Raw genomic sequence first — 20,489 nt, 5'->3', positions numbered from 1 at the left:
ACGCGCTTCGCGCGATAAGGTATACTTATTATATAGTTTGAAACGTGTTTATCTCTTTGTTTTTTTGCAGAAAGGATGGTTTTTATGGATTTTGGAGAAGGTATGAAGAAGGTTCTGCTGGCCGGTATCGGTGCTATGGCTGCAACCGCGGATTCCGCCAAAGATATCGTCGAGGATCTTGTAAAGAAAGGGGAACTCACCGTAGAACAGGGGAAGGTCGTAAATGAAGAGCTAAAGCATAAAGCAAAACAAAAACTGAAAGATCATGTGACTGTAAATGTTGTGAAAGACTATGGAGACTTGATAGATGCGGTGGATGATATGTCTGAGGAAGATCTGGACCGTTTAATGGATAGAATCGAGGCAAAAAAGCAGGCATCTGAAAATACTCCGGAAGATACCCCGGAGGAATCAAAAGAAGATGAGCAGTGATGTCTCTAACCGGCGGCTTCTCGATATTCTCACAGTATTAAAAAGGCATCATCTCTCAAGGGGGATGACCCCTCAAAAGCTGAAAGAGATTCTGGAAGACCTGGGGCCCACATATGTCAAGCTGGGACAGATTATGTCCATGCGCTCTGACATGCTTCCAGAAGCATACTGTACAGAATTAAAAAAACTCAGGACTGAAGTAAAACCACTGGACTTTTCTCTGGTGAAACAGGTGGTCGAACAGGAACTCTGCCGTCCCCTGGAATCTGTATTTTCTGAGATCCAGCCAGATCCGTTAGGCTCTGCTTCTATTGCACAGGTTCACTTAGCGGTGCTTGCAGACGGCGGACGAGTTGTGATCAAAGTCCAGCGGCCTCATATCCGGGAAACCATGGAAAATGATATTCATCTGCTGAAAAAAGCCGCCAAAATCATGAAAATCGCCATGGGTACCGGTGACCTGATCGATTTTCATACGATACTGGATGAACTTTGGAAAACTTCTCAGGAAGAGATGGATTTTATAAGAGAAGCGGACAATCTGGTGCGGTTTTATGAACATCAAAAAGACATTGCCTATGTCACCTGCCCGCAGGTGCTCACCGAGTTTACTACACCCCGTCTGCTCACTATGACCTATATCGACGGCATCCAGATCGATCATATTGATGCACTCCGAAAGGCCGGATATGACATGACGGAGATTGGCGAAAAAGCTGCGGAAAATTATTGTAAGCAGATCCTGGAAGATGGTTTTTTCCACGCGGACCCTCATCCGGGTAATCTGTGGATTGCGGGAGGAAAGATTGCCTGGCTGGACCTTGGCATGACAGGACATCTGTCTGAACACTATAAACAGCTGCTGCGAAAAGCTATTACAGCACTGTTAATGCACGACATCTATACACTGAAAAATGTCCTCCTCACCCTGGGAGAGCCAAAAGACCGCATCAATCATGCCAGGCTCTATACGGACGTGGATGACATCGTCAGCCGTTATATGACTTTAGACTTCGGCGAGATGCGCCTGGGCGATTTGATCGAGAAGCTCCTGGATCTTGTAAAAAAGCATAAGATCGCCATCAGCCCGGATATCACACTTCTCGGCAGGAGTATGATCACTATGGAGGGCACTCTGGCCGCCTGCTCCCCTGAAGTCAACATGCTCTCCATTCTTTCCATGCATATGTCTTCTATGATATATGATCATTTTAACTGGAAGAAGGAATTAATCCACCGGGGCCGGACAGCTTATGCATCCCTTGATAAATCCATGGAGATCCCGTCCCAGCTTTCTGACCTGTTAAATATTACAAAAAACGGGCAGACAAAATTAAATATGGAACTTACAGACGCAAATGATTTTATGAAAACTTTTCGTCAATCTGTCGGTTACCTTGTGCTCGGGATCGTCTCATCCGCTCTATTTCTTGGTGCAGTCCTGCTTTGTATGACAGAGCTGAGACCTCTGATCTTCGGTATCCCCTGGATCAGTTTTATCGGATTTGTTCTGTCCGGGCTGATCATTGTATACTTGCTGTACCGAATATTATTTCGTCCAAAATACTGAAAATGCTGTAAAACAGATGAACCTGCATCTATTTTACAGCATTTCTTTATACCTTCAAAGTGTATCTGAGGATCGTCTTTTTATTCTTTGAATCGGCCTGTCTGGCCCCTGCCACATAGATTTCCCGGTGCCAGTGATTCCGTCTTTCATATCCCTTCTCTTTGATAAACTCATCCATCTTCGCAAAGGATTCCGGTTCATCGCCGAATGGCCCCTTATGCATGATCTGAGCACACAGCCCTTCCTCCTGAGAGAAAAACTCCACCTCTTTAAGCAGCTGATGAGGCTTCTTTCGGGCAACTGCATCATACGCTTTTTTAAACATCTGCTCTGTCATCACGTCCGGCTGCTTCAGCATAATCCGGTAGACAAAGCGGTCTTTGTCCAAAGGATGCTCTGGATCAGAAGTCGTCCATACTCCTTCCAGCGGATAAACTACATAGTCATCATATAAACCGTCTATCCTGTCTGCCGAACCGTCAAGACAGGCTTTTTTATATCCGTTCTTGATCTGATATGCAAGTGAATATAAAACTCCGACTCTCTCAGAAAAATCTTCTTTATTCGGATCACCTTCCCCGCAGATCATAATATAGTTCTGCACCGGCATCCTGATCAGAGACGGCTCCTGCTTTGCGCTGTAAATCTCTTTCTCCTGTTTTCTCCATTCATATTTCATAAGAAATTTCATCTCCCTTCCTAATAGGAATAATATCACCTTGAACTTGTCATCCCATGTCATGTTAAAAAAACATCGGCAATATTTTTTGCCGATGTTTTGAAACTTCACTTTATTCTTCTTTTCGTCTGAGCAGATATCCTTCCGGAATTTCTTCTCCGAAATCCACATAGATCATCTGTCTCGGGTGAGGCGCACTCTCCATGGAAACGCCATCCTCATCCTCGATCGCTTTTACGGTCACCTGGAGGTTTTCTCCTCCCGGTATCATGACCTCGATGGTCTCGCCTGTGAGGAACTTATTTTTCTGTTCCAGCAGCGCAAATCCCTTTTCATTGTGTCCCTGCACGATGCCGATATAGGTATATTCTTTCACATAAGTATTGCTGTCATAAATCTGAGCATGTTCATCTGTCTTCCCATAATAGAATCCGGTTGTAAACTGCCGGTAAGTGCACTTGGAAATCTCCTGCCTGTAATAATCCATATTGGCAAAATATTTCTCCGGTGACTCCCTGTAATCGTCAATCGCTTTTCGGTAAGTTCTCGCAACCGCCGCCACATAGAGGGCAGTCTTCATTCTTCCTTCGATCTTCAGGCTGTCGATTCCTGCGCCGATCAGGTCATCTATGTGTTCGATCATGCATAGATCCTTGGAATTAAAAATATAAGTCCCCCGTTCATTCTCATACACCGGCATATATTCGCCCGGCCTGGTCTCCTCCACCACAGAATACTTCCACCTGCACGGATGGGTGCACGCCCCTTTGTTGGCATTCTGTCCGGTAAAATAATTGCTTAAAAGACAGCGCCCCGAATGGGAAATACACATGGCCCCATGGACAAATGCCTCAATCTCAAGATCATCCGGGATATGCTCCCTGATCTCTTTGATCTCCCGAAGAGAAAGCTCTCTGGCAGCCACCACACGGGATGCGCCCTGTTCCTGCCAAAATTTATAAGTGGCATAGTTGGTGCTGTTGGCCTGTGTGCTGATGTGGCGTTCAATCTCCGGACATTCCTCTTTGGCGATCATGAAAACACCGGGATCGGAAATGATCAGTCCGTCCGGCTTTATGTTCCTAAGCTCCCTGAAATATTCCCGGATACCGCTAAGGTCTCCGTTATGAGCCACGATGTTGGCTGTTATATAAACTCTGACTCCGTGCTCATGGGCAAAACAGATTCCTTCCCTTACATCGTCCATAGAGAAATTTTTGGCTTTTGCCCTGAGCCCGTACATTTCTCCTCCGATATAAACCGCATCTGCTCCGTAGAGCACAGCTACTTTCAGTACTTCCAAATTGCTTGCTGGTATCAGCAGTTCTGTTTTTCTCATGTTACTCTCCTGTTTTCATACTCACTGCCACCCCGTCTCCCACAGGAAGCACAGATGTCTCCAGCAAAGGATGGTTTTTCAGTGTATATAAGTACTCCCGCATCCGCTTGTGAATGGTCCGGTCTCTGCGTTCCACCGCATACCTGGATCTTACGATATCCCCATCCTGAAGCACATTGTCGGAAACTAAAATGCCTCCCGCAGGAAGCAGACGTAAAATGTGCTCAAAAAAACGGATATACTGGCCTTTGGCCGCATCCATAAAAATAAAATCAAAGGTTCCGGATAGTTCTTTTAAGATCTGGACGGCATCCCCTTTTAAAAGAGTCACTGCGTTCTGCACTCCCGCTTCGGCAAAATTTGCCTCAGCTTTCAGTATCCTTCCTTCGTTTCGTTCAATGGTTACGACAGTCCCGCCCTCCGGCTGAAACTTGTGCATATAAAGAGATGAAAATCCCACAGCCGTTCCGACCTCCAGGATTTTCATCGGCTGCTTCATCAGCACTAATAATTTCAGAAACTCTTTTGTCTCGGGCTTCACGATCGGCACATGATTCTTCCTGGCTTCGCGTTCAATCCTCTCAAGAAAAGCGTCCTCCTCCCGGATCAATGAGCGGAGATAATCTGTTACATTTTCATCTACAATCATTTTTTCTCCTTTTCACGGACATCCCCGCACAGCACAGCCATAATCTCATCAATTCCCTGAGACTGTGACAGGCTGTACTTTCCGGGAACAAACTCCGTTTCACTATATTTCGAGAAAAATTTTCTTACTTTAAATCTGTTTTTACCGATGATCAGATGCTTCTCATAAAGCTGATCGGCCACCTGTCCGGTCCCGTCTCCCTTAGAGATTACCACCTGAATCTTCCTGGTGCTGGAAGCGTCATATGCCTCGTTTGAGAAAGCATGATAAGCAAAAGAATACATGCCGAAAAATAATCCAACGATCAGACCTATAATCAGGATCTGATGGACCACCTTCCAAAAAAGCCGGAACAGGTCATCTCTATTGTTTTTTCTCTCTTCATCCTTTGTCATCATCTGTCTTTGCACTTTCCTTCCCCGCGTAAAGCTTTATACTTCTGTAATGATCGGAAGGATCATCGGATCCCTCTTCGTCTTCTTCCAGATATAATTGCTCAGCGTGTCCCGGATACAGGACTTTAACTTGCCCCAGTCGGTAATGTTCTTTGTAAGACAGCCTTCCACCGCATCTTCCACAACCTGTCTGGCTCCTTCCATGAGGCTTTCAGATTCTCTCACGTAGACAAAACCGCGGGATACGATATCCGGACCTGCCAAAATGCTGTTTCCGTGTTTTTCCAAAGTCACAGTCACAATGATCAGGCCATTTTGTGACAGCTGTCTTCTGTCGTTCAGCACAATATTTCCTACATCCCCGATGCCCAGTCCGTCTACGAGGATTCCCTGGGCAGGGACTTTTCCGGTGACTTTTCCGGCTTTCTTGTTTAGTTCCAGAACGTCTCCCTCTTCCATAACAAAAACATTCTCTTTCGGAATTCCCATTTCCAAAGCCAGCTCACTGTGACGCACCAGATGGCGGTACTCTCCGTGTACCGGTATTGCATACTGGGGCTTCGTGAGGGCATAGATCAGGCGGATCTCTTCTCTGCACGCATGCCCGGATACATGAGTATCCTGGAACACGACTTTTGCTCCCTTCATAGCCAGCTCGTTCATAATGTTTGAAACATTTTTCTCATTTCCCGGAATCGGGCTGGAACTGAACACGATGGTATCTGTCGGTTTGATGGAAACCTTCCGGTGGGTGCCGTTTGCCATCCTGGATAAGGCTGCCATTGTTTCACCCTGGCTTCCCGTGGTGATCATAACGATCTGATCGTCCGGTACATTTCTCATCTGATCTGTCTCAATCAGAGTATTCTTAGGGATCTTGATATATCCCAGCTCTGAAGCAGTCGCAATGATATTTACCATGCTCCGGCCTTCTACCGCTACCTTTCTTCCATGCTTATAAGCGGAATTGATAATCTGCTGTACACGGTCTACATTGGAAGCAAAGGTGGCAACAAGAATCCTTCCTTTTGGATGGGCCGCAAACAAGCTGTCCAACGTCTTTCCAACGTTCTTCTCAGACTGAGTATACCCGGGTCTCTCCGCATTGGTGCTGTCCGCCATCAGCGCAAGGACACCCTCTCTTCCCAGCTCCGCAAACCTTGCCAGATCGATTGCCTCTCCGAAAAGAGGAGTATGGTCGATTTTAAAGTCACCAGTATGAATGATCAGCCCTGCCGGAGTGTGGATAGCAAGTGCCGCAGCATCCGCAATACTGTGGTTGGTCTTGATAAATTCTACCGTAAAGACTCCCAGTTTTATCACATCGCCGTGTTTTACGACTGTCTTCTTCACCTGTTTTAACAGTCCATGCTCTTTTAATTTATTATCGATCAGTCCCATTGTAAGCTTTGTCGCATAAACTGGAATATTGAGCTGTTTCTCAATATAAGGGATCGCTCCGATATGGTCCTCATGCCCGTGGGTGATGACCAGTCCCTTGATCTTCTTCGCGTTTTCCTTCAAATAGGTTACATCCGGGATGACTAAATCAATTCCGAGCATCTCATCATCCGGGAAAGCTACCCCGCAGTCAACGATCAAAATATTATTGTTATACTCAAAAGCCGTAATATTCATACCGATCTGACCGAGTCCGCCGAGAGGAATGATCTTTACCGTTCCCGTATTCCTTCTCTGAGTTGTCCTCGGACGTCCCTGTGCTTTTGGTGCAGCTGTCTTCGTCTGAGTCTTCTTCGCTGCTGCCTGTGTCTTCGGCGCTGCTTTCGCCTTTGCAGGCGCCGTCTTTTTCGGTGCCGCCTCTTTCTTCTGCGGCTTTGCCTTAACCGTGAGTTCCTTCGACTCATTCGGTATCACTGCCGGAGTCTTCGGCTGGCTGTACTTTTTCGGCCAAAAGTTTTTTGACTGTTTCTTTTGCTGTTGTCCTTCTGTCTTGTTACTTACACTTGTGTTGTCTGATTTCAAAATAATTCCTCCATTATTATTACTTCCGGTTATTTTGACAATCACGACAATATCCGTACATCTTTAATTCATGATCATGGACGATGAATCCGGTCGTTTTCTCAACCTGTTTTTCTAATTCATCTAATAAATCATCGTCGAACTTTAAAACTTTTCCGCAATTCACGCATATCAAATGATGATGGTGGTGCTCATTTTTATCTTCTTTTCCGATTTCATAGCGAACGTATCCATCATCTAAATTCAATTTATCAATTAATCCTAATTCACAAAGTAACTGTATGGTACGATAAATTGTCGCAATCCCGATTTCGGGAGTGTCTACTCTAACCAATTCATAGATTTCTTCCGCGGTCAGGTGCTGGTCCGGTTTTGATGAAAGTGCCTTTAATACAGCTTTTCTCTGATTCGTCACTTTTAAACCCTTGCTCTTTAAAATTTTTATAAAAGCTTCTTCATTATAGCCCATCAAACCACCTCGAAATCCTGTTACATTTATACTGTCAAATCAAAATCCTCGATTAATTCATTGAATATCTTGGATATGATCTCAAGTTCTTCTTCATCTTCTACGATCTCATAGGAGACATAGTCCTCCTCCAGTGAGATTTCTTTCATAATCAAAACTGTCCCGTCTTCCTCCACGGAATCCGCAACAAGCAGGTAATTTGTCCCTGCCAGTGTCGTCTGCTCCAGAACCATAAATTCAATCTCCCGGCCCTGGTCATCTAAAAAGAGAATTCTGCTCTCTTTGTCTTTCATTTTATCAATCCTTTCTTTACAGAGAATCCAGATATCCCTGTAAAATCATCGATGCAGCAACCTGATCAATGACCTTTTTCCGATGTTCCCTCCGGACGCCGCTTTCCATCAATACTTTATTGGACGCAACAGTAGAAAGGCGCTCGTCCCACAAGATCACATCCAGTCCGGTTCTGCGCACTAAACTATCGCGGAAAGCTTCCGTTGCCATTCCGCGTTCTCCGATCGTATTATTCATATTCTTCGGATATCCGAGGACAATCTTTTCAACCTTATATTCGGCGACGATCTCCTCGATCCTTGCATAAGTCTTTCTTAACTTATTTTCATCTTTTCTCGTAATGGTTTCAAACGGCTGCGCTGTGATCCCCAGCTCATCGCTCAGGGCAACGCCCACTGTCTTTGTCCCATAATCAAGCCCAAGTATTCTCATAATCCCTACTTCAGCCTTGTATCAATATAATTTAAAAACAGGGCCTCGATGATCTCGTCCCTCTCTACTTTATTGATCATGCTTCGTGCATTCTTATGGCTGGTAATGTAGGTGGGATCACCTGACATAATGTAGCCTACCATCTGGTTCACCGGGTTATATCCTTTTTCCTCCAGTGCTTCATAGACATGCTCTAAAATTCTGTGCACGTCCAGTTCATCTTTCACCACAGAAAAATGCTGTGTCTGATTCTTATCCATATTATCACGTCCTTTTTCGTATCTTTTTTTTATTCTAATATATATCCGAAAAAATAGCAATGGATTTTCTACACATTTCCTGCCACATATCCTTCCCCGGTGATACCGGTGAGTTCAACTTCCACGATCTGATTTTCCAGCGGCTCTTCACTTTCCACCGCCACTTTGACGTATTCTTTTGTGTGCCCCACATAGAAATTTCCGGAGCTGTTTCTTAATTTTTCTTCGATCAGAACTGTTCTTCGTGTCCCGATCTGCCTGTTTTCAAACGCATTTTTATGTTCCTCATTCATGGCGATCAGGACTGCGCTCCTTCTGGCTTTTTCCTGATCATTTACCTGATCTTCCATGACGGCAGCCCTGGTGCCTGCTCTCTTTGAATATTTGAAAACATGCATTTCATACAGTCCGATCTCTTCCAGAAATTTTCTCGTTGCCTCGAATTCTTCTTCAGTCTCTCCCGGAAATCCTACGATAATATCCGTTGTCAGTGCGGGATCTTCGTAAGCTTTCCTCAGAATCTCTGCTTTTTCTCTTATCTCGTCCGTCGTATATTTCCGGTTCATCCGTTTCAGGGTAGCATCACATCCGCTCTGAAGGGACAGATGAAAATGCGGACAGAACTGCTCTATACTTTGAAGCCTTTTTACAAAATCTTCTGTGATGATCCCCGGTTCCAGAGAACCTAAACGGATTCGGTCCACTCCTCCAACCTTTCCTATTTCTTCGAGCAGATCAATCAGTCCTTTGTCCCCGTCAAGATCCGTCCCGTAGGAACATACATGAATCCCTGTAATGACAAATTCCCTGCATCCGTTTCGGGCAAGGCCTCTGATCTCAGAGAGGACATCTTCCATATCCCGGCTCCGGACTCTTCCTCTGGCATAGGGAATAATACAGTAGGAACAAAACTGGTTGCACCCGTCCTGAACCTTGATATAGGCTCTCGTATGTTCATTTAAATGCCTCACATGCAGGGCTTCGTATTCGCTTCCCGAAGACAGGTCCAACACCTCGGCATCCCGGCGGTGACCCTCAAAATATTTTTCAAGGATCGGAATCAAATCTTTCTTTTTATTGTTCCCAATGATCAGATCGATCAGCGGATCTTTTTTCAATTCTTCTTTTCCCACCTGGGCATAGCATCCAACAGCTGCCACCACGGTATCCGGATTCAGCTTCTTTGCCCGGTGCAGCATCTGTCTGGACTTCCGCTCCGCTATATTCGTCACAGAACATGTGTTGACGATATAAATATCCGCACCTTCTTTGGGACTGACGATTTCAGCCCCTGCATCCGTCAGCATGTCAAACATGGCATCGGATTCATATTGGTTGACCTTGCAGCCCAAAGTCACGACTGCGGCTTTCACATTTTTTAAACTCATGGAGTTTCTCTTTTCCTTTCGTTGTTATTGACAATTCAAATCTTAGCTTGTACACTATCGTCATTGGAGGATGAATCATGTGCGAAGTACAATTAATGCTGAATTCCATAAAAAAGGTCAACGACTTTATCAATATTATCAAAGAATATGACGGCGGTTTTTACATAATCTCGGGTTCCTACCTTTTGGACGCCGCAAGTGTCATGGACCTGTTCAGCTTAAACTTAAACGAACCAATTCTTCTCGCCTTTCAGATTCCCGAAAAAAGGGATGAGATTCTTCAAAGGCTGGAACCCTTTCTCTGTTCTTCCCCTCAGTAAATCATTCTTTATTTTACAACGATCACTTCCGTAGTTTCGATCGCTTTTTCCATCAGTTCCTCTATGACATCAGCAAGATTTTCTTCTGATTTCTCAATTTTCTTTAAGTTTCCTTTGGTCACAGGATGTTTTGCCACAAAGATTGTACAGCAGTCCTCAAACGGCTGGATCGAAGTCTCAAAGGTGTCGATCCTCTCTGCGATATTTACGATTTCCTGCTTGTCCATCCCAATCAGCGGACGAAACACAGGCATATGGCATACGTCGTTTGTGATCGCCAGGTTATGGATCGTCTGGCTGGCAACCTGTCCGATGCTTTCGCCGGTGATCAGCGCCAGCGCATCATTTTCCTGTGCAAAATGTTCTGCGATCTTCATCATATAACGGCGCATGATGATCGTAAGCTGGTCGTGCGGACATTTCTCATAAATAGCAAGCTGAATATCCGTAAAGTTTACCACATGAAGATGGATCGGCCCCGCATACTTAGAGACAATCTTTGCCAGATCCACGACTTTCTGTTTTGCCCGCTCGCTCGTATATGGAGGTGCATGGAAGTAAGTCGCATCGATGCGCACTCCTCTTTTGGCAATCATATATCCTGCCACAGGGCTGTCGATTCCTCCTGACAAAAGCAGCATGGCTTTTCCGTTTGTTCCCACCGGCATGCCTCCCGGTCCGGGGATCTCCACAGAATAAATATAGATCTGCTGTCTTACCTCGATGTTTAAAAGCACTTCCGGACGGTGCACGTCTACCTTTAAGTCCGGCCATGCATCCAAAAGTTTTTCTCCCACCAGACAGTTGATGTCCATAGAATTCATCGGGAATTCCTTATCGCCCCGCCTTGCATTGACCTTAAACGTAAAATGCTTCCTGTCATACTGGCTGTCAACGTAACGTACTGCCGCATCCGTCAGATGCTCCACATCCTTTGTCTGCTCGATCACCATCGGACAGATGCCCGTGATCCCGAAGACAGTTTTTAACGCTTCCACGGCTTCCTCATAGTCAAAGTCCTCCTGTCCTTCCACAAAGACACGCCCGGACTCTTTTCTCACCTTAAATTCTCCCACCGGCTTCATGGCATACTTGATCTGTCTAACCAGTGCATCCTCAAACATGTAGCGGTTTTTTCCTTTGATGCCGATCTCGGCATATTTTATTAAAAAAGCTTGTACTTTCATCTTCTCTCCTTCTTATCTTCTTACGAATTTCCGCAGCATCGGAACTAATTCTTCCAGTGCCGCTATGACCTGGTCCACTTCTTCCTTTGTGTTATAGACAGAAAAACTAAACCTCAATGTTCCGTCCCGGTACTCAGGGCTGAGTCCGATGGCAGACAGGGTGCCGCTTACATGGGGACGGTTGGAAGAACAGGCCGATCCGGAAGAAACATAAATTTCCCGGTCTTCCAGTGCGTGCAGCAGAACCTCACTTCTGATGTTTTTAAAACTGATGCTTGCCACGTGAGGCGCATCGCCGGAGTTGTCTTTGATCTCGGGAATTTCCGTGACCCGGCTTCTGAAATAATCTCTGACTTCCCCGATCTTGTCTGCATTCTCTTTCAGATGCCCGGCCATAATCTGGCAGGCCTTTGAGAGTCCCGCAATCCCCGGCACGTTTTCGGTGCCCGAACGCATTCCTTTCTGCTGTCCTCCGCCTAAGATCAACGGCTGTATTTTTGTCTTCTCTTTCACATACAAAAATCCGACGCCTTTTGGACCATGGATTTTATGGCCGCTCATGGAAAGCAGATCGATTCCTTCATTCTTCGGAACTACCGGGATTTTCCCATATCCCTGGATCGCATCAACATGAAAGACCACTGCAGGATTTCTGCTTTTTATCATCTTCCCGATTACTTCAATAGGTTCCACTGCGCCGATTTCATTGTTGACCAGCATACAGGACACAAGAATTGTATCCTCTCTGATGCAGTCTTTAAGCTGTTTTAAATCGATGATCCCTTTTTCATCCACGTCCAGATAGGTGACTTCAAATCCTTCATTTTCTAAAAAAAACATCGGTTCATACACAGAGGCGTGTTCAATCTTCGTGGTGATGATGTGTTTTCCCCGCCTTTTATTGGCCATCGCCGTTCCTAGGATCGCAAAGTTATTGGACTCCGTGCCCCCGGAAGTAAAAACGATCTCTTTTTCCTTTGCCTTCAGCGTCCCTGCGATGATCTGCCGGGCCTTTTTCACAATATTTTCCGCCTCGATCCCTTTTGTGTGCTTGGCAGAGGGATTTCCGTAGGATACTTCCATCGCCTCATTCATAGCCTCCAGTACCTCAGGAAAGACTTTTGTTGTCGCCGCATTATCTAAATATACCGCCATGTCACTCCTCCAATTCAAACATTAAAACCGACAGCATGGCCATGCCTGCCGTTTCCGTCCGTAAAATCCTCTTTCCGAGACTTAAGATCTGTCCTCCTGATTCCCGCAGTTCTTCTATCTCTGCCGGCTCAAATCCGCCCTCGGGGCCGATAAAAATGCCCACAGATTCCCTGCCTTTCACTTCTTTTACCAACTGTCTGGAATATTCCATTCCCTCTGCCGCTTCATACGGGACGAGAACCATGGAAAGTCCCCGGGCCATTTCTGCTGCCTCATGAAAACTGTAAACTCGGCTTACTCGCGGTATCATGCCCCTTTTGGACTGTTTTGCCGCACTTAAAGCCACCGCATTCCACCGTTCTGTCTTTTTTCTTGCTTTTTTCTCATCCAGCTTCACCACACACCGCTTCATTTTTACCGGCACAATCTCACTGGCTCCAAGCTCTATGGCTTTCTGGATAACCAGGTCCATCTTATCTCCTTTGGGAAGCCCCTGAAACAGCACGATCCTTGTTTTCAGTTCAGATTCGGCACCATGAATGTCCAAAATCCTTGCCTGAATCTTATCCCCTTCAAGAGAAACCAGTTCAGATTCATACTCCATGCCGCTTTCGCTGCAGAGCAGAACCCGTTCCCCTGCTTTCATCCTGAGAACATTCCGTATATGATTTACGTCATCACCTTCCACCCAGATATACGCTCCGTCCACCTGACACTCTTCTATAAAAAAACGATACATTATTTTCTTCTTCTCCTTGCAGTGATGGACACCCATTCCTTCATCCGCCGGGTCTTTTCAGCGAAAAATCCATACTTTTTAAGCTGTGAGAGCACCTCCTGCTCTTTTGTTTCAATGATTCCGGAAATCACAAAAGCACCGTCCTCTTTTAAGAATAAATCTACAATCGAAGTGAGGGGCAGGATTACGTCAGCAAGAATATTGGCTGCCACAATATTGTATTTCTTTTCTCCCAGTGAGCGGGCAAACTCCTCGTCTTCCAATACATTTCCAAAATGGGTTTCATACTGTTCCCGGCTCAGATGGTTGACGTCCATATTTTCTTCGGCTGCTTTTACCGCCCTGGGATCAATATCTGTCATCACGGTCTTTTTTGCTCCCAGCTTCAGGGCAATGATGGATAAAATCCCGCTGCCGCAGCCCACATCCAGCATAACCGTTTCCGGATGGATCTCCTCTTTCAGCCCTTCAATGCAAAGTCTGGTCGTCTCATGGGACCCTGTGCCGAATGCAGTTCCGGGATCGATCTCAATGACCACATCCCCGTCTTTGTGTTCGGTCAGCGTCTCCCATGTAGGTTTAATCACAATCGTATCATCCAGCCTTATCGGTTTAAAAAACTTCTTCCAGTTGTTGATCCAGTCTTCTTCTTTGGTAAATCCATATTCTATTCTGCCTTCTCCGATGTCCATAAAACTTTTCAGCCGGCCGAGCATTGTCTGGATCTTTATAGTCACATCCTCAAGATTTTCCGACTCATCAAAATAACAGTGCAAAACTGCTTTTCCGTCATCCGGCTCCTCATGGTCCGGAAGGACTTCTATAAACATCTCGTCAATTTCTTCCTTGGAGAGCGGCACATGATCTTCCACTTCCACACCTGCTGCTCCAAGTTCCGTAAGTTCATAACTGATCATATCCTCTGCCGAGGTGACTGTACGGATCGTAATTCTGTTCCATCCCATGAAATCTGCTCCTTTAAACTTCTTATCCGTTTCACTATACCAGTTAATTAGTGTATCACAGAAACAGGCTCAGAACAAGAAGTCGCGCATGGTTTTTGTAACTCCGGGATACTTTCTTAGCTCTTCCTCTTTTTCCTTTGGACAAATCACCGCGATATCCCTGCACCCCGCCTCATATGCACTTCTGATCCCTGACAGGGAATCTTCATAGATGCGGATTCGCCCCATATCCACTCCGATAAGATCCGCCGCCTCTTGAAACATGGCGATTTTGTTTTCATAAGTCCCATCGTCATAGATGATCTCAGACGGCTCAAACCAGCGGTCCAGCCGGAAAGATTCGATAAAGAAATCTATATTTTCTTTGATGGAGGCACTGGCGATCGTAAAAGGTATTTTATGCTGTTTTAAATAGTCAAAATATCTTTCTGCGCCTGACACCAGATGTAAATGTTCCTGATCCTCTCTGCAGAATCTCCGGTAGTATTCTTCTTTCAGCTGAGAATATCTGTCTTGTTCCTCCTCTGTTGCTTTCCCGTCCATCATATACTGGATATTCATAATGTTCGGAGTTCCGTTCAGCTTCGTGTGCAGTTCTTCATCCGTGATATCTCTTCCCCGCAGCAGTCTGGAAATCTCTCCCCATGCCAGCACATGCTTATCATCATCAAAAAACAGTGTCCCGTTAAAGTCAAAAATTACACCTTCATATGTTTCCATTTTCTATCTCCTATTCGTCGTAAATCACCAGTATGTCATCTTTGTAAATCTTCGTCTCCCCGTTTGGAATGATGTCCTGATCTTTTCTTCTGATCATCGCCACGAGGATATGCTCCTTTAGATCCAGCTCTTTAATTTTTTTATCTCTCCATGGATGATCTTCCTCAATCGTGATTTCCTTGAGAGAAATCTCATTTGCAGCTTCAAATGACGGAACATTCACCGCGATATCATCCCCGGCCATCATCACTGTATCTCCCTTTGGAATGATGATGTCATCCTCCCTCCGGATTACCATAGCAAGAGATCCCTCCGGCAGGGTGACATCCTTAAGCTTCTGATTCTCCCAGCGGTGTCCGGGTGAGATGTGAAGCTGCATCAGTGTCATGGCCGACTCTTCCTGATAATCGTTAAATGTTTTCCTCACGTCATTTTCTTCATCGATCAAATCAAGCCTCCGGGCCGCCCATGGAAGAAAGGTCCCCTGCACAGCCACTGAAATCAGTGCCAGGCCAAAAACAATGTGAAACACATTGCTCTGCATATATACTCCGCCGGCTGAGGCAAAGATTGCAAACACAATAGACGACGCCCCTCTTAATCCTGCAAATGAGACAAATATCTTTTCACGAAATTTCAGATATCTTCCCGTCAATATAAAAACCATCACGGGCCTTGCTGCCAGTGTGAGAAACAGAATAATCACAAGGGTCGCCGGAAGTGAAGAAACCATCTGAGACGGATAGGAGAGCAGTCCAATGAGAAAAAATGTTGCTATCTGGGCAAGAATGGTTACATTGTCAAAAAAGCGGACAACATTGGCCTTGTTTTTCGTCTTCGCATTTCCCATAAGGATCCCGGTCAGGTAAACCGACAGAAATCCATTACCTCCCATAATTCCAGCCAGAGCATACGAGATCAGAGCCGCTGCCAGTACAAAAACCGCATCAAATCCATCGGTGCAAAACTTAAACTTTCGGATAATCTTTGGTCCGGCAATCCCCACTGCCGCGCCAACGCCAGCACCCACTGCCAGCTGTAGGAAAACCATTTTCCAGATAAAATCCAGTTCTCCCCCTTTCATCACAGTCAGTGCGATCACCGTGAGCATATAAGAAAACGGATCGTTGCTTCCGCTCTCGATTTCGAGGAGAGGAGCCAGATTTCCTTCCAGATTCAGATTTTTAGAACGGAAGATGGAAAAGACAGAGGCCGCATCCGTGCAGCTGACCACAGAACCGATCAAAAAGCTTTCCGGCAGAGACAGCTTTAAGATGAAATGGCAGAAGGCACCTACCAATGCCGCCGTCATGGCAACACCTAAGGTAGAAAGTACTGCCGCTCTCCCGGCAGCAGGTTTTGCACGTTCCCAGTTTGTGGAATATCCTCCGTAAAACATGATAAAGATCAGCGCAGCGGTACATATATTTTCTGCCGCCTGAAAATCACTGAATTCAATTTTAAAGATGCCCTCAGATCCGAACACCATACCCAGGAACATAAAAATCAGGAGGCTTGGCACCCCGATTTTATCCGAAATCTTATTAGAAAAGATACAGAGCAGCAAAACAACAGCACAGAGCAGCAGGTATAATTCCATAGAAACCTCTCCAGTCATGATAACACATATTAATAAGTAGTAGCTTTAATTGTAACAAATTCTTCCATTCTGTCAAGAACAGAGCTTTCCATCAATCTATACAGACATTTTTAAAGCCCTGGTCAACTGCCAGGGCTTATTGTATGATTCCTTATTTAATTGCAGCCAATTCTATATAGCCTCTTGTCCCAATCGGCTCCAGCTGAATTCTTGGATTGCTTTCATCCCACTGACAGCCGATAACAGATGGGTCATATTTTTTCATAGCATCCCACACTTCTTCGATGGCCTGACAGTAGTTTTCTTCTTCAAATGGTTCACTCTGGAACATCAAATACTTGGCAGCAGGCAGTTCGATCACATCAAAGCCTTCCGGCACCTCACCGTCATAATCTTTGGATACCTCCACACCCTGAACATATTCTGATGTATCCGGTTTCCGGCAGGCAGGCGGCAGCCAGAGGCACACAGGCTCTCCGCTGATCGATTTGACACTTAATAAAAGTCCCCATACGTCGCATCCTACTTCCTCACAATATGCGAAATAGTCTGAGGCTTCTTTTCCCCTCTTAATGATCACCTTTCGTTCCGGCTTCTCCATCACTTGAATGAATACATTTCTCAAGTTTTCCATAATTGGTCTCCTTTCGATCTCCCTGAATTTTACGCCATACGGGGTAAAAAGATATAACGGTACAGGGTTCATGGCATATTCACGGGGATTGCATCCGAATTCACGCTGAAACGCGCGCTGATACCCATCCACACTGTCAAATCCCATCTCGAAAGCCACGTCCGCTATTTTACAGGCACTGTCTCTCAGCTTCAACGCTGATTTAGACAGACGGAGCCGCCGGATATAATCAGCAGGTGTCGCTCCCGCATGCCGTGTAAACAGCCGGTAAGAATACCACGGAGAATACAAAGATACTCTCGCCAGGTCGGCCAGCGTGATGTTTTCTGCCAGATGTTCTTCTATGAATTCCTGCATGCGCTGAACTGCCAGAATCTGTTCCCTCATACCTTTCACCTCCTTTACATCTGTCATTATAGATGGATCAAAAGAAAAACTCTCGACTATTTTTGCCTATCTGAATTTACTGTTCCAAATAGGCTGTATCCCCAATACTTTGAACATGAAATTTCCCGTCCTTATATATAATTTTAGTGACACTGGAATTTTCAAGATGTCCGGGTACTTTTTGCTCTGTCATGTCAGAAAGCATCGTTATAATCGCCATTCCATGAGAGACAACCAGGACGTTTCCCCCACCCTTTTTCTCTGTATCCTCTGCAATGCTTCTGAGCGACTTTTGCATCCGTGCCTTAACAGCCTTAAAACTTTCCGCATATCCGGTTTTATCCAGACTTTTTACGCCGTCTATCCTTTTCCTGATATGATAAGTTCCGGATTGCTTAAATTGTTTCAGGTTTTCATACCCAAGATTTCTGGAGACATCCTCCATCATTTTGGAAAATTTCTCACCTTCATAGGTTCCGAAGCAGACCTCTCTGAGCCCTTGTTGTTCTCTCAGGGGAAGTTCAGACTGACCCAATCCCTTCAGAATAATACCCGTTGTCTGCCGGGTCCTGCCCAGATCACTGGAATAAGCATAGTCAAACTCGATCCCCCTCTTTTTAAACCCGTGGGCCAGCTTTTTTGTCACCTTCACTCCTTCATCAGTCAAAGGAGCGTCAGCCCATCCCTGGGCGCGCTTTGCTTCATTCAGCATAGTCTTCCCGTGCCTGACCACATAAATCATTGTGTCTTTCCCTGTTTTCTCTGCCGCTTTTTCCTGTCTCACTTCCGGCACCTCTGTCTTCCCGGCGCATCCTCCAACAAGAAAAACACAAGATAACATGATAAAAATTGATATAATTTGTTTCAGCTTCATGGCAGTCCCTCCTCAGTCTTTTTGTTTTATCATAACATGTGAACATGAGAAGTTAAACAACACCCGGCTATTCTGCCTGGGGACCTGCCGTATGATGCATGGAAACCGGCTTCACATTGAAATTTGACCGATATTCCGTCTCGCTCCAAAAAATATCCTCGGCCACCAGACATTCCGGATTCAGTTTCACACCTTCCAGCATGATTTCCTTAAACTTCTTATAACCGGCCCGGTCGATCAGATGGCCTCCGTGCAGGTACTCCGGCTTATAATCCATGACCCATGCAGAAAACTTCTGCCAGTTGCCCAAGACCCCTAAAATCACTTCTTCCGCGGCCCAGTTAAGAAAAATCTTTCCGGCTCTCGGAGTCTGACGTCCTGTTCTTCCTCCCAGGATCACCCGGTAAAACTTCGCCGGCTGTCTGGTCCATTCGCTGGCCGGACAGGCCCTCACACATTCTCCGCACCCCACACAGCAGCATGCGTCTTTTTCTATCTTCTGTGTCTCTTCATTTTTGCTTAACACCCGTGTGGCTCTCTGTTCACATGCCTTTACACAGGCTCCGCAGCCGATACACCGCTCCGGATGGTACGTCATCCTTGCAGTTCCAATGATGCCGAAATCACACATATGAGCTTTATTGCAGTCATTGGGGCAGCCGGATATATTGATCTTGATATGGTAATGACTTGGGAAGATGATCGGTTCGATCTTCCTTGCCAGTTCAAACGTATTGGAATTGCCGCAGACACAGTGGTAATTTCCGATACAGGCGGTGATATTTCTGGCCCCGATGGTCGGATAACCCGCCTTGGGGTCCCACGGCTCCGGCTCATGGGCCACCGTATCCATATCGGCGTTGCAGAGAGTTCCGTCCACCTCTTTGATATACTGTTCCAAATAGGCATTGACTGCCGGAATATTTTCATATTTAATTCCTGGAATGTCAAAGGTCTGACGTGTTCCGAAATGGAAGTTGCCGTCACCCCAGGTCCGGGAAATGTGTTCCACATAAGAGAGATATTTTGCATCTACCGTTCCTCCGGGAACTCTCATCTGGAGCATAAACACCCCCGGTTCTTTGGACTGGCGGAAACAATTCAGCCGTACTTTGCCCACATTGATATCATGATTCATTGCTGCACACTCCTTCCTTAATCCACTAGATCTCTGGCCGTTGTGTAAGGGAATACCGGTCCGTCCAGGCAGACATAGACTTCATCGATGCGGCAGTGGCCGCACTTTCCGATGGCACAGGACATCTTTCTCTCAAAACTCATCCATATTTTTTCCGGGTCCGCACCGCAGTTTAACAGTTCCAGTCCTGTAAACTTCATCATCGGAGGAGGCCCTACGACAACAACCGCATAATCATCCCCGAAACTGCCAAATGGGATTTCTTTTACGAACGCAGTGACCATACCGGTCCTCCACCCCTCTTTTTCATCATTATCAAGAGCATATACCGTATGAAATTTTTCTTTCCACTCTTTCAATTCTCTGTGAAAGACGATCCCGGCTTCATCTTTAAAACCAGAGATCAAATGTACATCTTTCACAAAATCCTTTTCCCCGGCACATTTATGAAGGAGAGAACGGACCGGAGCCAGACCTGTTCCTCCAGTGATAACCACCAGATGTTTTCCCCTGAATTCTTCAGACGGCCATCCTTTTCCATATGGGCCCCGCAGGAACAGGGTATCCCCTTTCTCTTTGCTGAAGATACAGTTGGTCACCCTGCCCACAGAGCGAATCGTAAATTCCAGCCAGCCATCTCCCTGGGCGGAAACTGAAATCGGTGCCTCCCCTATTTTAGGAATAGAAAGCTGCATGAACTGTCCGTGGTCCGGTTTGGCTTCGGAGGCAACCCGGAAGGTCCACTCGTGTTCGCTTTCCCGCTTCACATTCAGAATCGTACATGGCTTGGGCTGAACAAAATTTTCCATACTCTTACCTCCCCTGCTGTGCCATCTCGGCTTTGATCTCGTTTACCGCATCGTTTACTTTGGAGACTGTC

The 20,489-nt window shown here is 45.8% G+C and carries 23 protein-coding genes; 3 read left to right on the top strand and 20 right to left on the bottom strand.

What is annotated here, in order from left to right:
- The first annotated feature begins 84 nt into the window (after positions 1–84).
- Together QVP35_RS16285 and QVP35_RS16280 are read left to right on the top strand one after the other, a co-directional pair.
- A complete protein-coding gene (locus tag QVP35_RS16285) occupies positions 85–432 on the top strand; it encodes a phasin family protein (RefSeq protein ID WP_009289852.1) in 348 nt (115 codons plus the stop codon).
- Positions 422–2,002, top strand: a complete 1,581-nt coding sequence (locus QVP35_RS16280; RefSeq protein ID WP_009289853.1) for an ABC1 kinase family protein — start codon at positions 422–424, stop codon at positions 2,000–2,002. Before QVP35_RS16285 ends, QVP35_RS16280 begins: the two co-directional genes overlap by 11 nt.
- Before the next feature lie 46 nt (positions 2,003–2,048).
- Here the strand turns inward: QVP35_RS16280 and QVP35_RS16275 are convergent, their stop codons facing one another.
- The 10 genes from QVP35_RS16275 to mtaB all read right to left on the bottom strand — a co-directional run bounded on the left by QVP35_RS16275 (position 2,049) and on the right by mtaB (position 9,890).
- Positions 2,049–2,681 (bottom strand): GyrI-like domain-containing protein, encoded by a 633-nt coding sequence (locus tag QVP35_RS16275; RefSeq protein ID WP_009289854.1) that lies wholly within the window; start codon positions 2,679–2,681, stop codon positions 2,049–2,051.
- 112 nt (positions 2,682–2,793) lie between these two features.
- Entirely contained in the window at positions 2,794–4,020 is a 1,227-nt protein-coding gene (locus QVP35_RS16270) for a peptidase U32 family protein (protein WP_009289855.1), read from the bottom strand.
- Between the two features lies 1 nt (position 4,021).
- Positions 4,022–4,669, bottom strand: a complete 648-nt coding sequence (locus tag QVP35_RS16265; protein WP_006567260.1) for an O-methyltransferase — start codon at positions 4,667–4,669, stop codon at positions 4,022–4,024.
- Positions 4,666–5,079, bottom strand: coding sequence for a hypothetical protein (locus QVP35_RS16260; RefSeq protein WP_233441491.1), 414 nt, complete (start codon positions 5,077–5,079; stop codon positions 4,666–4,668). Before QVP35_RS16260 ends, QVP35_RS16265 begins: the two co-directional genes overlap by 4 nt.
- 21 nt (positions 5,080–5,100) lie before the next feature.
- Complete coding sequence (locus QVP35_RS16255) at positions 5,101–7,047, bottom strand: ribonuclease J (RefSeq protein WP_009289856.1); 1,947 nt, start codon at positions 7,045–7,047, stop codon at positions 5,101–5,103.
- A 19-nt stretch (positions 7,048–7,066) separates the two neighbouring features.
- Complete coding sequence (locus QVP35_RS16250) at positions 7,067–7,516, bottom strand: Fur family transcriptional regulator (protein WP_006567263.1); 450 nt, start codon at positions 7,514–7,516, stop codon at positions 7,067–7,069.
- 26 nt (positions 7,517–7,542) lie between these two features.
- Positions 7,543–7,809 carry a DUF1292 domain-containing protein gene (locus QVP35_RS16245; protein ID WP_006567264.1) on the bottom strand — a complete coding sequence of 89 codons (267 nt, stop codon included), beginning with the start codon at positions 7,807–7,809 and terminating at the stop codon, positions 7,543–7,545.
- Between the two features lie 16 nt (positions 7,810–7,825).
- The gene (gene ruvX / locus QVP35_RS16240) at positions 7,826–8,242 is read right to left on the bottom strand and encodes a Holliday junction resolvase RuvX (protein ID WP_009289857.1); all 417 of its coding nucleotides are present in this window, start codon (positions 8,240–8,242) and stop codon (positions 7,826–7,828) included.
- Between the two features lie 5 nt (positions 8,243–8,247).
- Entirely contained in the window at positions 8,248–8,502 is a 255-nt protein-coding gene (locus QVP35_RS16235) for an IreB family regulatory phosphoprotein (protein WP_006567266.1), read from the bottom strand.
- A 68-nt stretch (positions 8,503–8,570) separates the two neighbouring features.
- Positions 8,571–9,890, bottom strand: coding sequence for a tRNA (N(6)-L-threonylcarbamoyladenosine(37)-C(2))-methylthiotransferase MtaB (mtaB, locus tag QVP35_RS16230; RefSeq protein ID WP_009289858.1), 1,320 nt, complete (start codon positions 9,888–9,890; stop codon positions 8,571–8,573).
- Between the two features lie 77 nt (positions 9,891–9,967).
- Between mtaB and QVP35_RS16225 the strand changes: the two genes are divergently transcribed.
- Positions 9,968–10,210: a hypothetical protein gene (locus tag QVP35_RS16225; protein WP_006567268.1), complete on the top strand. Its 243-nt coding sequence runs from the start codon at positions 9,968–9,970 to the stop codon at positions 10,208–10,210.
- Between the two features lie 8 nt (positions 10,211–10,218).
- On the opposite strand, the gene thiI is transcribed toward QVP35_RS16225, so the two are convergent.
- The 10 genes from thiI to asrB form a co-directional block, all read right to left on the bottom strand.
- Positions 10,219–11,397: a tRNA uracil 4-sulfurtransferase ThiI gene (gene thiI, locus QVP35_RS16220; RefSeq protein WP_006567269.1), complete on the bottom strand. Its 1,179-nt coding sequence runs from the start codon at positions 11,395–11,397 to the stop codon at positions 10,219–10,221.
- Positions 11,398–11,409: 12 nt separating this feature from the next.
- Positions 11,410–12,552: a cysteine desulfurase family protein gene (locus tag QVP35_RS16215; protein ID WP_006567270.1), complete on the bottom strand. Its 1,143-nt coding sequence runs from the start codon at positions 12,550–12,552 to the stop codon at positions 11,410–11,412.
- Position 12,553: 1 nt separating this feature from the next.
- Positions 12,554–13,291: a 16S rRNA (uracil(1498)-N(3))-methyltransferase gene (locus QVP35_RS16210; protein ID WP_006567271.1), complete on the bottom strand. Its 738-nt coding sequence runs from the start codon at positions 13,289–13,291 to the stop codon at positions 12,554–12,556.
- Complete coding sequence (gene prmA / locus QVP35_RS16205; protein ID WP_009289859.1) at positions 13,291–14,256, bottom strand: 50S ribosomal protein L11 methyltransferase; 966 nt, start codon at positions 14,254–14,256, stop codon at positions 13,291–13,293. Before prmA ends, QVP35_RS16210 begins: the two co-directional genes overlap by 1 nt.
- Before the next feature lie 69 nt (positions 14,257–14,325).
- A complete protein-coding gene (locus QVP35_RS16200) occupies positions 14,326–14,976 on the bottom strand; it encodes an HAD family hydrolase (protein ID WP_009289860.1) in 651 nt (216 codons plus the stop codon).
- 10 nt (positions 14,977–14,986) lie between these two features.
- Entirely contained in the window at positions 14,987–16,576 is a 1,590-nt protein-coding gene (locus tag QVP35_RS16195; protein ID WP_022261466.1) for a potassium/proton antiporter, read from the bottom strand.
- Positions 16,577–16,727: 151 nt separating this feature from the next.
- Positions 16,728–17,624, bottom strand: a complete 897-nt coding sequence (locus tag QVP35_RS16190) for an AraC family transcriptional regulator (RefSeq protein WP_009289862.1) — start codon at positions 17,622–17,624, stop codon at positions 16,728–16,730.
- A 49-nt stretch (positions 17,625–17,673) separates the two neighbouring features.
- Entirely contained in the window at positions 17,674–18,471 is a 798-nt protein-coding gene (locus QVP35_RS16185; RefSeq protein WP_022261464.1) for a histidine phosphatase family protein, read from the bottom strand.
- A 67-nt stretch (positions 18,472–18,538) separates the two neighbouring features.
- Positions 18,539–19,609, bottom strand: coding sequence for a sulfite reductase subunit C (asrC, locus tag QVP35_RS16180; RefSeq protein WP_009289864.1), 1,071 nt, complete (start codon positions 19,607–19,609; stop codon positions 18,539–18,541).
- A 17-nt stretch (positions 19,610–19,626) separates the two neighbouring features.
- The gene (gene asrB, locus QVP35_RS16175; RefSeq protein ID WP_006567278.1) at positions 19,627–20,418 is read right to left on the bottom strand and encodes an anaerobic sulfite reductase subunit AsrB; all 792 of its coding nucleotides are present in this window, start codon (positions 20,416–20,418) and stop codon (positions 19,627–19,629) included.
- Positions 20,419–20,489: the final 71 nt, after the last annotated feature.

The organism is Anaerostipes sp. CAG:276, assembly GCF_000432215.1.
In the GTDB taxonomy this organism is placed as follows: Bacteria; Bacillota; Clostridia; order Lachnospirales; family Lachnospiraceae; genus Anaerostipes; species Anaerostipes caccae.
The sequence above is the reverse complement of the archived record's forward strand: the minus strand, read 5'-3'. Positions and strand labels throughout refer to the sequence as shown.

Coding starts and splice junctions, on each gene's coding strand:
- QVP35_RS16285 (WP_009289852.1), top strand. CDS start 85: ATGGATTTTGGAGAAGGTATGAAGAAGGTTCTGCTGGCCGGTATCGGT.
- QVP35_RS16280 (WP_009289853.1), top strand. CDS start 422: ATGAGCAGTGATGTCTCTAACCGGCGGCTTCTCGATATTCTCACAGTA.
- QVP35_RS16275 (WP_009289854.1), bottom strand. CDS start 2,681: ATGAAATATGAATGGAGAAAACAGGAGAAAGAGATTTACAGCGCAAAG.
- QVP35_RS16270 (WP_009289855.1), bottom strand. CDS start 4,020: ATGAGAAAAACAGAACTGCTGATACCAGCAAGCAATTTGGAAGTACTG.
- QVP35_RS16265 (WP_006567260.1), bottom strand. CDS start 4,669: ATGATTGTAGATGAAAATGTAACAGATTATCTCCGCTCATTGATCCGG.
- QVP35_RS16250 (WP_006567263.1), bottom strand. CDS start 7,516: ATGGGCTATAATGAAGAAGCTTTTATAAAAATTTTAAAGAGCAAGGGT.
- QVP35_RS16245 (WP_006567264.1), bottom strand. CDS start 7,809: ATGAAAGACAAAGAGAGCAGAATTCTCTTTTTAGATGACCAGGGCCGG.
- ruvX (WP_009289857.1), bottom strand. CDS start 8,242: ATGAGAATACTTGGGCTTGATTATGGGACAAAGACAGTGGGCGTTGCC.
- QVP35_RS16235 (WP_006567266.1), bottom strand. CDS start 8,502: ATGGATAAGAATCAGACACAGCATTTTTCTGTGGTGAAAGATGAACTG.
- mtaB (WP_009289858.1), bottom strand. CDS start 9,890: ATGAGTTTAAAAAATGTGAAAGCCGCAGTCGTGACTTTGGGCTGCAAG.
- QVP35_RS16225 (WP_006567268.1), top strand. CDS start 9,968: ATGTGCGAAGTACAATTAATGCTGAATTCCATAAAAAAGGTCAACGAC.
- thiI (WP_006567269.1), bottom strand. CDS start 11,397: ATGAAAGTACAAGCTTTTTTAATAAAATATGCCGAGATCGGCATCAAA.
- QVP35_RS16215 (WP_006567270.1), bottom strand. CDS start 12,552: ATGGCGGTATATTTAGATAATGCGGCGACAACAAAAGTCTTTCCTGAG.
- QVP35_RS16210 (WP_006567271.1), bottom strand. CDS start 13,291: ATGTATCGTTTTTTTATAGAAGAGTGTCAGGTGGACGGAGCGTATATC.
- prmA (WP_009289859.1), bottom strand. CDS start 14,256: ATGGGATGGAACAGAATTACGATCCGTACAGTCACCTCGGCAGAGGAT.
- QVP35_RS16200 (WP_009289860.1), bottom strand. CDS start 14,976: ATGGAAACATATGAAGGTGTAATTTTTGACTTTAACGGGACACTGTTT.
- QVP35_RS16195 (WP_022261466.1), bottom strand. CDS start 16,576: ATGGAATTATACCTGCTGCTCTGTGCTGTTGTTTTGCTGCTCTGTATC.
- QVP35_RS16190 (WP_009289862.1), bottom strand. CDS start 17,624: ATGACAGATGTAAAGGAGGTGAAAGGTATGAGGGAACAGATTCTGGCA.
- QVP35_RS16185 (WP_022261464.1), bottom strand. CDS start 18,471: ATGAAGCTGAAACAAATTATATCAATTTTTATCATGTTATCTTGTGTT.
- asrC (WP_009289864.1), bottom strand. CDS start 19,609: ATGAATCATGATATCAATGTGGGCAAAGTACGGCTGAATTGTTTCCGC.
- asrB (WP_006567278.1), bottom strand. CDS start 20,418: ATGGAAAATTTTGTTCAGCCCAAGCCATGTACGATTCTGAATGTGAAG.